Here is a 13,858-nt window from a genome sequence, read left to right on the forward strand (position 1 = left end):
TGGCCGTTTCTACGCAGCGCCGCGCGCTTTGGATCACGCGGGCGGTGCTGTGATCCAATCCGCCGCGCGGTACGTAGAAGCAGCATGGACATCGCACGACGCCACGCGGCACCGGTACGGCGCACCCCTGCGGCGCGCATGTCCCGGTTGTCGGTCGTCACGCTGCAGCAAGGGCGGGGAGCGATGCCGAAGAGCGATGAACTGAACGAACTGGCGAGCGCCGTCGCCACCCACGGGGACCGGCAGGCGTTCGCGGCGCTGTTCAAGCATTTCGCGCCGCGCGTCAAGGCCTACCTGATGCGCTCGGGCAGCGCCGAGGCGCTGGCCGAGGAGCTGGCGCAGGAAACGATGGTCAGCGTGTGGCGCAAGGCGGCGTCCTTCGATCCGGCGCGAGCGCAGGTCTCGACCTGGATCTTCACCATCGCGCGCAACCTGCGCATCGACCACCACCGCCGCCAGGGCGGCGCGCTGGCCGAGGGCATCGCGGCCACCGCGGCCCCTGCCGCCGACGAAGCCGATGCCCCCGGCCTCGAGCCGCAAACCCCCTGCCCCCTGCCGGCGCTCGACGAGCAGGTGGGCGCCCGCGAGCGGGAGCACGGCGTGCGGCAGGCGCTGGCACAGCTGCCCAGCGAGCAGGCGCAGCTGCTGCGGCTGTCGTTCTTCGAGGGCCAGCCGCATGCGTGGATCGCGGGCGAGCTGCAGATCCCGCTGGGCACCGTCAAATCACGCATCCGGCTGGCGGTGAAGCAGCTGCGCCGCCTGCTCGACCGGTTCGAACCATGATCCACCACCACCCCGGCGACGAACTGCTGCTGGCCCATGCGGCCGGCACGCTGCAGGCCGGCCATGCGCTGGTTGTCGGCGCCCATGCCGAAGGCTGCGCGCATTGCCGCGCCCGGCTCTGCACCTTCGAGGCGCTGGGCGGCGCGATGCTGGAGACGCTGGAGCCCGCCCACCTGGCGCCGGAGGCGCTGGCGCGCACGATGGCGCGCATCGACGGCACGGCGCCGCGGCGCACCGCCGCGGCGCCTGCCCCGGCCCCCGCGGCCACCGCGGCGCCGGGCGGCTGGCCCGACCTGCCGGCCGGCACGCCCTGGCCGAGCAGCCTGGCCGGCTGCGTGGTCTCACGCTGGCGCTGGCTGGGGCCGGGCATGCGCTGGAGCCGCGTGACGCTGCCGCACGACCCGGCGGCCAACGTCTTCCTGCTGCGCATCGGCGCCGGCAAGTGCCTGGCCACGCACACGCACAGCAACTCGGAACTCACCCAGGTGCTGTACGGCCGCTTCGACGACGGCCGGGCGCTGTTCGGCCCCGGCGATTTCGACGAGGCCGACGGCAGCATCCACCACCAGCCCGTGGTGCAGGCCGGCAGCGAATGCATCTGCCTCGCCTCGGTGCAGGGCAAGGTGGTGTTCGACAACTTCCTGGCGCGCTGGCTGGGGGCCGCGGTCGGGATGTAGGGCGCGGGGCCGCCGCCCTGACGACCCGTTGCCGGACTACATCTTCGACAACACGGCGTCCATCGCGGACACCAGCGCGCTGGCCTGCGCGGCCACGTTGTCGACCGGCCGCTTCAAGAGCTTGGCAGGCAACGGCGCGGCGCAGTGCGCCAGCGCATGCAGCCGCTGGCCTTTGACCGTGATGACAGGGCACAGCGCCGTGGGCGCGTTGATCGCAACGTCGGGCACCGCCAGCGGCAAGGTCAGCCGAGTGACCCTGTCCCGATTTCACGTACAGCAAGAAGTTGATAACTTCAGAGGTACGGAGAATCGAGATGAAAGAAGGCAGGCTGCCCAAGAGGCAGTACACGGAAGAGTTCAAGGTCGAGGCGATCAGGCTTGCGGCGTCGGTGGGCGCACACGAGGCGGCACGCCGGCTGGGTGTTCCGGTTGCCACGTTGGGCAACTGGTCGAGGCGAGGTAGCGCGTCGAGCGTTGCTGGAGGGGTACCGGTGGTCTCAGAAGGCCCGGTGCGCCGACCCGTCAGTGAACTGGAGGCGGAGAACAGCCGCCTGCGCCGGGAGCTGGCCGAAGCGAAGCAGGATGTAGAAATCCTGCGAAAAGCAACGGCGTACTTTGCCAAGGGGTCGCGATGAAGTACGCCTGGATCGACAAGCATCGCGACCAGTACGCCGTCAGCCGGTTGTGCCGGGTGCTGCAGGTGTCACGCAGCGGGTACTGCCAGTGGCGCGTGCGCCCACCCAGCGCCAGGGCACTGGCCGACAAGAGCCTGGATGCCAAGGTGGCAGCCATCCATCAGGGCAGCGGCCGCAGCTACGGACGTCCGCGGATCCTTCAATCCCTGCGGCAACAAGGCGAGAACGTCGGTGCCGAGCGGGTTCGCAAGAGCCTGCAGCGCCAGGGTTTGCGGCCGGTGTACAAGAGGCCCTTCGTGGTGACCACCGACTCCGGCCATGGTCTGCCGGTGGCGCCCCACCTGCTGGATCGGCGTTTCGACGGGTGGGGCCCCGATCAAGCCTGGGTCGCGGACATCACCTACGTGCCCACCGGCCAGGGCTGGCTGTACCTGGCGGCGGTGATCGATCTCGCGGGCCGGCGTATCGTGGGCTGGTCGATGTCCGAGACCATCGACGCTGCGCTGGTGTGTACGGCGCTGCAATCGGCGTGGTGGCAGCGCAAGCCGGGCCGTGGCTTGCTGGTACACACCGACCGCGGGTCGCAATATGCCAGTGGGCGCTACAGGGCATTGGTCGGCAAGCTGGGCATCACGATGTCGATGAGCAGGAAGGCAAATGCCTGGGACAACGCGCCGATGGAGAGCTTCTTCAAGACGCTGAAGGTCGAGCGCATCCACCAGCAGCGTTATGACACGCGGGCACAGGCCAGGCTGGACATCGTCGATTGGATCGAGGGCTGGTACAACCGACGACGCTTGCACTCAGCCAACGGCTTCCTTGCTCCCGTCACATGGGAGAACGCCCGCTTGGCTGCGTGACTTGATGTACGTGGAAACAAGACAGGGTCACCGTATATGCGGTAGTTCCGCACGTACGGATCTGTGCGGGGGGCGGGGAGCAATCTCCGTCCCTACCGCGACCTTTGCGGCATCTCGGCTCCCTGCTCGATGTGGTCAGTTTCAAGGTCTCCAAGGAAAGCTGCGGCTCGAGCAAGAACCTGCGAAGCACTGCCAATTCGGCCCCGGAACTTGACTGACGACCTCGTGCGCTTCTGACAACCAGCGAGGCGACTAAGGCCTCAACGGGACAGCTTGCTCGGACGAGTGATGTTCCCCTGGATGACGAGCGTGATGACCGCCACGTTGGCTGGCGGTGCTGACATCAAAACGTCGATGCCGTCGGCCGCCGACCAAGGCGCAGAATTTTTGGCGCTGGTATCCAGAATGCATAACAAAGCTACGCGCCTGCCTTTGGCCACCGCGTAGCTGGCAGCTTGCTCGACATATTTGCGGCAGTCTTCCATCTGCTTGATCCGCTTATCCGTCTCCTTGAGCTCGATCGTGATTCCGCGAAGGCTCAAGTCAGTGAAGCCCCCTGCGGCCGCGGCGTGCTCTTCCAAGTCCGACCCGATACGGGGCGACTGGCGAAGGTCTCTTCGAACGTAGGCTTGGAATTCCTTCTCGCCCCACGCGCCATCGAACACGGCGTCTTGAACTGCTCTCCCAGCAAGATTGCCCAGACTGGTCAGTAGCTCAAGGATGTCCGAGAGCTCCTGGGCATTCGCCCAGCCTTCCCGTCGCAGCAGATCGCGGATCAACAGGATTTTCTCGTCGACAGGCTGATAGCCTGTGATCGAGTTGGCCCGTATGTCGAAACCCTCCACCAAGAGCGTGCGGTGGCCGACGACAGCAACGGGCTGCTCTGCGCTGGCAGGTTGGAATGCCGCCGTGTACTTGAACTCGAAAGGCCTCGATTTCAATCCTTGTGCGATCTGGAGAGCCGCACGACCCGTCTGGATGAGCGTGTACGGCGGCTCCGTGGACGGCTTCGTGAACGTGAACTCGGAGAGCTCGTAGGTGCTCCTGGGCTCTGCCGAGATCGGTGTCAGCACCAGATGAGTGGCACCTTCTGGCCATCGAGAGACTCTGACCTCGATCTCCATGTCATGCAATTCGCGCGGAACCAAGTGGTGAATGTTGGCCGCTGGTTGGCCACCAAGCTGGAACTTCACGAAAGCTACCGAGAGCTCCGTAGGCCGTGGGCGCTCTTCAACTTGTTTCGGCCCGGCCGGAATGCGTAGGCGCTCCTCAGAGAACACACCGATCGGCAACGGGATGCCAGCCAGCGTTTTGCAGATCGACTCGAAATCGGCGATGGTGGCGACGGACTGCAATAAGGCTGACGCATCCACGAGGCTCTTGGCGACGTCTTTCTCACCAAACTCTTTGAGCCAAAGACGATGGCGCTCCACTGCACTGCGCAGGAACCGATCACCGTCTGGAGCTGCGTCGAGAACTGCTTGCCGCCACTCCGCCAGAGAAAGCACGATGCGCAAGAGCGCCGCAAACGCGCCGTAGAGCGTTGCGGTCGAAGCGCGCCCATACCTGAGAGACGCGTCATCCAACTCGGTGCAGATTTGGCGTAGAAGCTCTGCGCTGAAGACTTCGCCTCCGCCGAGCTTGCGGAGCGCCTCAACTGCCTGGATTCGGGCGAAAAACACCTGGGAAAGGATTGCGTCTCTCTGCATATTCCTCTTGGTCTTCCTTCAACAATTGATAGAGGCCTTCCCACTCTGCCTTCAGCGCATCCTGCCGAGACAGATCTCCTGCAGCAACGGCGGCCTCGAACTGCACCGCCACAACGTGGAGCCGCCTGGACCACTTCATGCGCCTCATGGGAACGGTATCGGGGATCGCCTCCCAAGAAGATTCAATGGCCTCGACGGCTTCATCCCAAGCCCCGACGCGCGTGAGGACTTCAACGACGGCGCCCACGTACCAGCCGCGATCCGCCCGGCGCACCGATAGGCTGCTGAGATCCGCGGATCGCCTGCTCACCTCGGTATCAGGTATCGAGTACAGCAATCGGATGACGTCCTCCTGTCCATGGTCGCTGACCTGTGGATCTTCCAAAGCCCTGATCACCAAGTCAACAAAGGTCGGCTGGTCCTTCAGATACTTGGAGATTGAAGTGAGGTCTCTGAGGTGCAAGTGGATCGAGACATCCATCAGGACTTTCAGGCACCACCGGGCCAGATTTGCACGGGATGCATCGTCAGTCGCGTACCGACGGAAGTACAGCTGCATCCAATCCAACAGGAAACTCTCAACTTTTCCCTTATTGCCATAGATGCCCAAAAGCATCAGGAGTGCCCTGCCGGCTCGCTGCTCCAGAGCACCAGTGAGCGAGATGCTCTCAAGCGCCTTCGCTGCAGCCTTGTGGACGATCACGTACTGGTCTTCCAGAAGCAGGATGAATGCCTCAAGAACCAGTTGCGGGAGATCGTCGGAGCGCTTTCTTCCGGCGCGTCCCAACGTCTCGGCAGCACTTGCACGCACCAACGTTGAGGTACCTACCAGGGCCGTGTAAAGCTCAGGCAAGACGAGACGCAAACCTTCTGGTGTTGCGACGAGCTTGCTTGACTCCTCCAAAAGGACCGCGATCAGGGTGTCACGGCCGCCGTCAATCTTTGACAAGAAGTCGACGTATGACTCGGCCGCAGCCGGACTCCTGCTGGCTGCGGTCGCCGCTATCGCCGCGAACACTTCTCGTGAGTAATAGAGCGCTGTTCGAGAGTTTTGAGCTTCCAGCACTTCGAGGAAGTTTTCCGGCTTGCTGAGCGATCGCTCGGCGTCAAACGCTTCGAGACGGGCGTCCATGACGGCAGCTGCGCCCAGTGCAATGTCCAACACGTCATCAACAGACTGAGCGGTCTCTTCGCTGTATGACCTCAGCGTTTGAGTGATTTCGGTCAGCACAGTGAAATTCTTCGAAGTGCTCGACCACGCTACGAACCGCTTCAGAGCGGTGGCAGCAACGTCGCCATCCAACGCTTCTTCATCGGTGCGGCTGGTCCTGAAGATTTCGCCATATGCCCTCACGAGGTGAGCTTCACCCTCCGCTGTCGCTCCTTCGAAATAGGTGGCGATCAATTTGTCGGTCTCAGAAGGCGCATGGCGGAGGGCAGCAGCAATTGCACGTTGCAGATCGCTGCACACCATCCGCCTTTCTCGGTCGGCATCGCTGTCGTCGATCAATAGATGCGCACGCGTCAGCTTGGTCACAAGCGAGCGTGAGAACCGGTCTAGGAGATCCGGAGCTTGCACAGAGAGAACCTTGAGCCCGGCGGTTCCCATCCGAATGGCATAGGAGCTCCGTGAATCGAGCAGGCGCTGAATTGCGCGACAAACGGCCTCTGGCCAGACTGCAAAAACGGCCTTCAAGGGATCGGGATGGAAGACCCGCTCGCCATGGCCAAACTCGGAGCGAGGGGCTCGTGCGAGGCGAATCAGCGCTGGAGCTGCCGCCTCCATTGTCAGTTCATCTGCTAGCTCAGGCGTCTCCATCACGATGTAAGCAGCAGTTTGAACCGCGGCGCGTTTCGCTAGGCACCGCAGCGCTGCATCCGCAAGGCGGGTCGGATCAGCTTTTGCATACTTCAGAGCCTGTAGAGCCACGTCTTGGCATCCAGCCTCCGGGGATGCGGTCAACTCAAAAAAGTAGTCAGTGAGCGATGGCGTTAGGACTTCGGGAGCGAGCCGCACCGTTTCGACGACTCGTGTCTTCGCGTCGTCGGCGTGTGTGGCGTCGAGGGTGTCCAGATCGTCGAGCAGGGCTCGAACTGCTGCGTTCTGACCGACGCGTAGGGCCTCTCGTTGCTTTTTCCGTGCCTCAAGAGCCGCTTGTAGTTCCGCCTCAGCACGATCAGCCTCCTCCTGCTGGCGGATTGCCTTGCGGTCGCGTTGACCTACCAGGATGGAGAGATTCGGCATGCGTACCGCTTGGCGCTTGTCGCAATGCGCGCAGTTGCGGTCGTGAAAGTCGAGGGCACACGATTCCAGGTACCAGCCGGCGAAGCCGCTGGCTGGGGCGAAGTCGCACTCCATGGCGAAGTGACCAATGGGCAATCCAGTTTGCTGAGCAATCAAGCCAACTCCGCCCTGGTTGCTCACGCGCGCGTGAGAGCACCAGTTGTGGATGAGCTCCGCAACCTCCTTGTTCCGCTCGCCGTCCCTGATCATCTGACCATATCTAGCTTCGTCCATGCCGTCCGAACTCCTGATCGCTGCGCGAGCGCCCCGTCGAGCGAAACTCCGCATGCGCGGAACCCCGCTGTTCAAATTCTTTGGTTTGAAGACGAGCTTACCGCCGCCATAGGGCCGTGATCCTCGGTTAAAACCCAAATCGGCGCGCCGCGAGGGACGTCAGCGACGCATGCCGACATCGGCTCGGCCAGCAGCGCTCCTGCTGTGATGGCCACTTAGGATGACGGGTGCGCGACACGCAGCGGACGGCTTAGCCATCTGCTGAACTCAGGCGTCGAACTACCGCTTGTGGACGCCGCGTTCCGCACAGGTGAAGTCAGCTACCGCTGCACAGCTGTGAACACCGATTTAAAGCTGACCGTTGTTGCAGATTCCTAAGTACATAGACCCTCGCACGCTTCGATTGAAGACTGACTGTGTCGATTGCCCACAAGTAGGCCGATCACAAATCCGGCGCGTTGAACTGAACGAACCGCTGTGACGACGCGATCGTCAGCGTTCGCGTAGCCCTGGAAATCGCGACGTAGAAGAGCTTCGCTTGGGCTTGTCGTTCGTTGCCGAAGTGGGTCGCGTCGGGGATGACGACATGGTCGAATTCCAGCCCTTTCAAGAGGAGCGGTGTCGAGACGGTGCGCTTCGGCATCTTTCGGCCCGAGTTGCTCACGCGATGGCGGACGCTGAGAGTGGCCGCCGCCATCGTCTCAGCGCGGCCTGTGGCGACCTCATTGGCCGCCCGTTCGGCGTCCCGCCAGAGCTCGTTGCGGTAGAGCCTCCATTGCGGGCGCTTGCGAGCCAGGGAGAACAACTGAACTACGGCTTCTGCTCCGTTGCCTTCGCCAACATCTGGGATCAAGTCCCTCATCGCTTGCTGAACCACGGCGTCTTCCGGATCAGGGATCCCCCCGCCGCCGAGCGTCTTCTTGTGAAAGCAGTCCTCGCTGAGAGCAAGGAAGGCTTGGACTCGAGCGCGGCCGTCGGCAGCGCGATCCCAAGCGGACGCGAATTCTCGCAGTCGGTTGGCCGCCACTTCTTCGATTGCCTGGTATCCACCATTTGCTGCCTTCGCGAGTCGATAGCAGATGGTCTTGTTGCAATGGATGGCGGCGAAACTTCCTTCTTTGCCATCAATGCCTTCAAACAGCGTGCCCATGTCGAAGGCGTCGTCGGATTCGCGGTAGCCAACACGAGGGTCGGCCAGGTCGATAGCCTCGCCGCGCATCAGCTTCTCGCGCGTCTCGCGATCCATTGCCCTAGCTCAGGATTCTTGCCGGCCCAGCGGTGAGGTGTTTCGAGCGTTCCCGCGAGTGGGAAGCCTGGATGGATTTCACCGTCCCAACTCAACGTCGCTCCGGCGAACTCGAAGATCCCCTGCATCGGGTCGCCGAAGATTAGCGTGGGAACGATGCTGGAGAGCGCGACCGCGAGCTCGTGCTGCAAGCCATGGCAGTCTTGATACTCGTCGATCAGGATGCGGTCGTAGGAGGACGCGACGACCTCGCGGATTGCCTGGACGCGCAACGCCCACGCCGCGCCGCGATAGAGCTGATTCCATTGCTCGCCGGTCTGCGGCATGCCATCAGGCGGCTGGGCCACGCCAGGGAAGGCATGGGCGTAGCGCATGCACCAGCCGGCGATGGTGTCGACCGCTACTTGGGCGTGGGGGATGCCGAGGCGCTTCAGCCTTGAGCGGATCGCGTGGACGCCAGCATGCGTGTGCGTCAGGATCAAGGCGCGGCGGCCCAAAGCTGCCACGTTAGCGATGATTTCGGTCTTGCCGTGGCCCGCGGGAGCGACGACGGCCGCATTCCCGAGCCCAATCAGTTCTGCCGCGTTAGGCATACAGCCACGCTTCGACTTGGCCCAGCGTGGTCGCCAGCGGAGACGCTGCGTTTGCCGCCGCAACCCGAGCGACAAGCGGGGCAAGCCCTCGTCCGATACGTTGATCCTTGAACCACTTCTTGCGGGCAGCGACTTCCGCAACAGCCTCGCGAAGCTGCGCGTCATTCAGCTCGGACAGGAGGAACCAATTACCAAAATCTCCGCGAATAAGCTCAAGGCCAAGATCCGGCATGCGAATGTTCAGGTTGTCGTCGACGACGGCATCGCCACGCTCTTCCCGCGCATAGACGAGAAGCGCCTGAACGAGTTCGTCGCTTGCGGCGGTGAAGATCGCTTGCTCAGTGTTCAGGCTGCCGCCGTATTCGAAGACGGGGACGCCTGCTGCCGCTAGCGCGGCAACCGTTGCCGGCGCGAGGACGGTGTCGGAATCCCGGAACATGGCCGTCGGATAGCCTAGCCCTGCTAATGCTAGAGCCAGCGAACTGGCTTGCTCCCCGTTGCCATCGGCGATCGCCGCTCCCAATTGTTCGATGGGCCGACCTCCATGACGCGCTGGCCAGCCCTCGCGCAGTCCCAGCAGCATGCCAAGTTCCGTGTTTCCCTCGGACACGAGAATGCGTCGGGCGAACAACGCCCGGGGCGTGAAGCGCATCAACGGCCGGATGGCATCGAGCGAGCACGGGCGGCCGATCAACGTCGCGCGGCCCGGCCGAGCGGTTTGAACTACCCGCAGGCTCTCCGCACCGGCCTCTCCCAAAGCGACATCCGAATGCGTCGTCATCAGGATCTGGCCGGTGGGCTTGCGCTGCTCAAGCGCATTGGCTTGGTCGGCCTTGAGCTGGGCGATCGACCCGATGATCCGGTGCGGTTCGAGTCCGTGCTCGATCTCGTCGATCAACACGATGGCGCCCTCAGCGACCGCGGATTTCTGGATCGCGAGAGTCGCCAGGCGCCGAGTGCCCAGCCCGGCCAGCCGAAGCGGCACGCCGCTGTCATGCAGAGCGATCGAGCCGGAGGACAGTCCCGAACGCCCCAGCTCCAACCCCGGTTCGTATGCGCCCTCGACGTAGGCGCCAAGCCCCTTGGCGAAGCGCTCGGCCAAAGCCGCCGCGTCGGCCAGCGATTCGATCTCTCCCAGGTTCGCGCTCGCTCGGGCTGCACGGTAGGCCTCCGCTAGGCGCGCCGCGGCTTCCTTGTTATCGCCGGTCAGCCGCGCCAACACCGAGCCTTGCCCCCAAGCAAGGTGGCGGGCGTCTTCTCCAGCGAGCCGGACTAGCCCGAACAAAGCGCGGTCGCGGTTCGACAGGGTGCGTGGATCTTCGAATCGGTCGCACACCAGCTCCCAGGCTGGCTCCATGGTTGCGTCGACGGTGAGGCGAACGGTCAAGACAGGCTCATCGGTATCCACCGGCTCGTCGCGCAGCTCGCCAGCCGTCGTCCACCCCCGGATGTAGAGGCCTAGGCGCTCATCGGACTTGAGGGCCCTGGACAGCTCGCCGACCGTCGCCTCGATGACGATGGAGTTGGAGGTGTCGCAGTTCAGGAAGTCCGGCTCGCTGAACGAGAACCAGCGCGAGGAAAGGGCGGCCTCCACGGCGTCGAGCAACGTGGACTTGCCTGAGTCTCCCGCGCCAATCAGGCAACAGAAAGGGGAGCCTGGCTTCCAGTCCAGAGCGGAAACGCCTCGGAAGTTCGAGACCTTGAGCTGCCTGATTTGCATGCGCTCCCTTTCAATGCGCGCCGGGTTGACCTTTGTTTTCCAGCTTAAGAATGGTATCCAATCTCGCGCAGCGGTCCATTTCCATTATTCGTATTCACTCGTTCTAATTGGTCAGTCGCAGGCTGGCGAGTCGACCTCGCACGATTTACTAATATTGCCGCCTCACCCCACGACATATCGGAAACCCGCTGCAGCCCCAAAACTCCGCACCCGCCCTGCTCCCACGCCGCGCCACCCGCCGAACCATGGGCTGAGCGCACACCGGACACGCTGGCACCTCCGATGGCATCCCGACCTCCGGCTCCAGCCTCCCCAGCCCGACCACCCCCGTCAACCCGACCCGCCGCTGCGCGCCCCGCGGATCATCCGCACCAACTCCGCCCCCTCCACCAACACCACATTCCGCCCCTCCGCAAACCTCACCGCCTCGTCCGTGAACCGCCCCGCCGTCACCACATACCCACCCGCCGCGCCGGTCGCCGCCATCACGCCGTACAGCTCGCGCACCACCCCCACGCCCACCTTCCAGGCGCGCCAGTGCTTGCACTGCACGAGGTACTTTTCGCTGCCGTTTGCGCCGGGCTTGGCGAGCAGCAGGTCGACGCCGCCGTCTGGCCCGCCGCCGCCGGTCTCGGCGACCCGGTAGCCCTGCTGCCTGAAGGCCTCGCCCACCAGCAGCTCGAACTCGCGCCAGCTCATGCCGTTCACGGCGTCCATGGCGGGCCGCTGGGCCGCATCGCGTGCAAGCCCGCGGCGCTGTCGGCGCCGCCAGGCCGAAACGCCGGCGCCCGCCAGGCAGAGTAGGGGTAGCGCGATCTGGCCGGCCGCGGCCAGGCCCTGCACCATCGCCGGCATCGCGATCGATGTGCCGGGCGTGTATGGCGGCAGAGGCCGCTGCGCCAGGGGGCGCAGCAGCAGGTGGCTCACGATGGCCAGCAGCACGCCCAGCCACCACGGCAGGCGGGCGACCCTGTCCATCACGTCCTCGGCCAGGCTGCTCCTTCTTCGGGCCATGCACTTACCTTCACTGCAACGTGACGCGTTGTAACCGCGGATCTCCGCGGCGCTGCTGGTAAATAGTGACGCGGCCCGGCGGCCGCCGCCTTGGGCGTGGTCAGGGCTCGCCGCGCATCGCGCGTTGCCAGCTCGCCGGCTTGCCGACAAACGCGGTCAACGCGTCGACAAAGGCTTTCAGGCGTGCGCTGGGGCGCGGCAGCGCCCGCACGAGCTGGATGCCCGTCACCTTGGGCGGTGGCAGCCCTTGCGGCTGCAGTTCCACCAGCGCACCTTGGCCGATGTCGTGCCCCACCACCCAATCCGGCAGTCGCACGATGCCGGCGCCGGCCACGGCCGCCTGCCGCTGGGCGTCGAAGTCGTCCGCCTCGAACACACAACGGCCGTAGTGCAGCAGGTCGTCTCCCAGCACCTCGCGCCAACCCAGCGGGCTCTGGCTGCGGCGCTTGTCGATGAGCCGGTGGCCCGCCAGCGCCTCCAGCGTCGGCACCGGGCCGTGCTGCCGCAGGTAGGCCGGTGCCGCGCACACCACGTAGGCCTGGTCGGCCAGCTTGCTGCTGATGAGCGCGCTGTCGGGCAGCGGGCCGAAGCGGATCGCCAAGTCGAGCCGCTCCGTGGCCGGGTCGGCCAGCCGCTCCGTCAGGTCCAGGTCGACGCTCAGGCCCGGGTGGGCCTGGAACAGCGGCGCCAGGCAAGGCACCACGTAGCGGCGGCCGAAGGTGGGCAGGCAGCTCACGCGCAGCACGCCCTCCACCGCCACCTCGAAGGAGCTGACTTCGCTGCGCGCGTCGGCCAGGTCGCTCAGGATCTGCACGGCGCGGCGGAACAGCATCTCGCCCGCATCGGTAGGCCGCAGCGCGCGCGTCGAGCGCGTGAAAAGCGATGCGTTCAGCTCCTGCTCCAGCGCGTCGATCTGCCGCGCCACCGACGAGACGGCCACCCCCCTGCGCCGCGCCACCGCGGAGAACGAGCCGGCACGCACCGTGTCGACGAAAACCTCCAGGTTCTCCATCGTCCGGGCTTGGCTCATATTTGCGTTCTCCGCAAAAACGTTTCGCGTGCGTGAGGATTTTTCCTCAGGAGAGGCCTCCCTACGATGCCCCTGCTTCATCGATTTGAGCATGCAAGGCAAAGGAGATCAAATGCCCCCGCAATTCGACACGCTCCATCTCTTCATCGACGGCGAGTGGATCGACGGCACCGGCCGCGACAAGTCGGCCGTCCTCACAACCGCGCGGGTGCCGGCGGCAACTTGGTGCTGAGGTAGCTCTGGATGCCTTCGGCCCGCCTTCGGACCCATGGCCGCTGTCCTTGATGCCGCCGAACGGCAGCTCGCAGACGATCATCTGGGCGTGGTTGATGCGGATCATCCCCGCTTCGAGCTCGTTGCCCACACGCACCGCGGTGCGCGCCGATTCGGTGAAGGCGTAGGCCGCCAGGCCGTAGGGTAGGCGGTTCGCCTCGGCCAGCGCCTCGTCGCAACCTGGTCAACACGCCCGGCGCCCTGATCGCGGCGCCCGACACGCCGTTCAACAGCTTCGCGGAGCTGGTCAAGCACGCCAAGGCGCACCCCGGCAAGGTCACCTATGCCACCGTGGGGCCGGGTTCCATCCCGCACCTGACGGCGGAGATCCTCGCGAAGGCGGTCAAGGTCGACATGGTCCACGTGCCCTACAAGGGCGCCGCGCCGGCGATGCAAGACCTGCTCGCCAGCCATGTCGACCTCTCGTTCGAGACCTCGCTGGCCACCACCATGACGTACCACGCCGGCAAGCGCATCAAGGTGCTGGCGATCACGGGGCCGAACCGCGTGCCGGTGCCGCCGGACGTGCCGACCGTGGCCGAGGCCGGGTACCCGGGCTTCGGCGTGCAGGGCTGGTTCGGCTTCTTCGGCCCGCGCGGCCTGCCTGCCGCCCAGGTCGACAAGCTCAACAAGGCCGCCGTGCAGGCCTTTGCCGACCGCGCGGTGCGCCAGCGGATGGAACAGCTGGGCATGCAGCCCGACACCGGCAGCCCGCAGCAGTTCCGGCAGTTCCTGGTGCAGCAGGACAAGGCCTGGGCCGATGCGGTCAAGGGCCTCAACATCACGCTGGAATGACAGGG

12 protein-coding genes and 1 pseudogene are annotated in these 13,858 nt (G+C 64.8%); 4 read left to right on the top strand and 9 right to left on the bottom strand.

Features of this window, described 5'->3' with window-relative positions; translation table 11 throughout:
- Nucleotides 1-84: 84 nt before the first annotated feature.
- Both V4F39_RS18280 and V4F39_RS18285 read left to right on the top strand, forming a co-directional pair.
- Complete coding sequence (locus V4F39_RS18280) at nt 85-783, top strand: sigma-70 family RNA polymerase sigma factor (protein ID WP_332291200.1); 699 nt, start codon at nt 85-87, stop codon at nt 781-783.
- On the top strand, nt 780-1,460 hold the full coding sequence (locus V4F39_RS18285; RefSeq protein WP_332291202.1) for a ChrR family anti-sigma-E factor: 681 nt from the start codon (nt 780-782) through the stop codon (nt 1,458-1,460). Before V4F39_RS18280 ends, V4F39_RS18285 begins: the two co-directional genes overlap by 4 nt.
- A gap of 36 nt (nt 1,461-1,496) precedes the next feature.
- Here V4F39_RS18285 and V4F39_RS18290 read toward each other — a convergent pair whose 3' ends face one another.
- On the bottom strand, nt 1,497-1,700 hold the full coding sequence (locus tag V4F39_RS18290; RefSeq protein WP_378234993.1) for a CcdB family protein: 204 nt from the start codon (nt 1,698-1,700) through the stop codon (nt 1,497-1,499).
- 74 nt (nt 1,701-1,774) lie between these two features.
- Between V4F39_RS18290 and V4F39_RS18295 the strand changes: the two genes are divergently transcribed.
- Nucleotides 1,775-2,955, top strand: a protein-coding gene (locus V4F39_RS18295; RefSeq protein ID WP_332291203.1) for an IS3 family transposase whose coding sequence is annotated in 2 segments (ribosomal slippage) — nt 1,775-2,063 and nt 2,063-2,955 — 1,182 coding nt in all. Because the reading frame shifts where the segments join, the coding sequence is not laid out codon by codon here.
- Between the two features lie 260 nt (nt 2,956-3,215).
- On the opposite strand, the gene V4F39_RS18300 is transcribed toward V4F39_RS18295, so the two are convergent.
- From V4F39_RS18300 to V4F39_RS18335, 8 genes and pseudogenes are all read right to left on the bottom strand, one after another.
- Nucleotides 3,216-4,637, bottom strand: coding sequence for a hypothetical protein (locus V4F39_RS18300; protein ID WP_332291204.1), 1,422 nt, complete (start codon nt 4,635-4,637; stop codon nt 3,216-3,218).
- Nucleotides 4,609-7,182, bottom strand: a complete 2,574-nt coding sequence (locus V4F39_RS18305) for a hypothetical protein (protein ID WP_332291206.1) — start codon at nt 7,180-7,182, stop codon at nt 4,609-4,611. The genes V4F39_RS18300 and V4F39_RS18305 overlap by 29 nt, the downstream gene beginning before the upstream one ends.
- Before the next feature lie 442 nt (nt 7,183-7,624).
- Complete coding sequence (locus V4F39_RS18310) at nt 7,625-8,428, bottom strand: ATP-binding domain-containing protein (RefSeq protein ID WP_332291208.1); 804 nt, start codon at nt 8,426-8,428, stop codon at nt 7,625-7,627.
- Complete coding sequence (locus V4F39_RS18315; protein WP_332291210.1) at nt 8,401-9,021, bottom strand: UvrD-helicase domain-containing protein; 621 nt, start codon at nt 9,019-9,021, stop codon at nt 8,401-8,403. The genes V4F39_RS18310 and V4F39_RS18315 overlap by 28 nt, the downstream gene beginning before the upstream one ends.
- The gene (locus V4F39_RS18320; RefSeq protein WP_332291212.1) at nt 9,014-10,627 is read right to left on the bottom strand and encodes an ATP-dependent nuclease; all 1,614 of its coding nucleotides are present in this window, start codon (nt 10,625-10,627) and stop codon (nt 9,014-9,016) included. The genes V4F39_RS18315 and V4F39_RS18320 overlap by 8 nt, the downstream gene beginning before the upstream one ends.
- 262 nt (nt 10,628-10,889) lie before the next feature.
- Nucleotides 10,890-11,755, bottom strand: a pseudogene (locus V4F39_RS18325) (restriction endonuclease).
- A gap of 100 nt (nt 11,756-11,855) precedes the next feature.
- On the bottom strand, nt 11,856-12,785 hold the full coding sequence (locus V4F39_RS18330) for a LysR family transcriptional regulator (protein ID WP_332291216.1): 930 nt from the start codon (nt 12,783-12,785) through the stop codon (nt 11,856-11,858).
- Between the two features lie 61 nt (nt 12,786-12,846).
- A complete protein-coding gene (locus tag V4F39_RS18335; protein WP_332291567.1) occupies nt 12,847-13,224 on the bottom strand; it encodes an aldehyde dehydrogenase family protein in 378 nt (125 codons plus the stop codon).
- A 14-nt stretch (nt 13,225-13,238) separates the two neighbouring features.
- Here V4F39_RS18335 and V4F39_RS18340 point away from each other — a divergent pair, with 14 nt between their 5' ends.
- A complete protein-coding gene (locus tag V4F39_RS18340) occupies nt 13,239-13,853 on the top strand; it encodes a Bug family tripartite tricarboxylate transporter substrate binding protein (protein ID WP_332291568.1) in 615 nt (204 codons plus the stop codon).
- The last annotated feature ends 5 nt before the right edge of the window (nt 13,854-13,858 follow it).

Source organism: Aquincola agrisoli (assembly GCF_036621135.1).
In the GTDB taxonomy this organism is placed as follows: Bacteria; Pseudomonadota; Gammaproteobacteria; order Burkholderiales; family Burkholderiaceae_C; genus Aquincola; species Aquincola agrisoli.

What these genes read in the sequence shown, in the direction of transcription:
- V4F39_RS18280 (WP_332291200.1), top strand. Translation starts at nt 85, where the DNA reads ATGGACATCGCACGACGCCACGCGGCACCGGTACGGCGCACCCCTGCG.
- V4F39_RS18285 (WP_332291202.1), top strand. Translation starts at nt 780, where the DNA reads ATGATCCACCACCACCCCGGCGACGAACTGCTGCTGGCCCATGCGGCC.
- V4F39_RS18305 (WP_332291206.1), bottom strand. Translation starts at nt 7,182, where the DNA reads ATGGACGAAGCTAGATATGGTCAGATGATCAGGGACGGCGAGCGGAAC.
- V4F39_RS18310 (WP_332291208.1), bottom strand. Translation starts at nt 8,428, where the DNA reads ATGGATCGCGAGACGCGCGAGAAGCTGATGCGCGGCGAGGCTATCGAC.
- V4F39_RS18315 (WP_332291210.1), bottom strand. Translation starts at nt 9,021, where the DNA reads ATGCCTAACGCGGCAGAACTGATTGGGCTCGGGAATGCGGCCGTCGTC.
- V4F39_RS18330 (WP_332291216.1), bottom strand. Translation starts at nt 12,785, where the DNA reads ATGAGCCAAGCCCGGACGATGGAGAACCTGGAGGTTTTCGTCGACACG.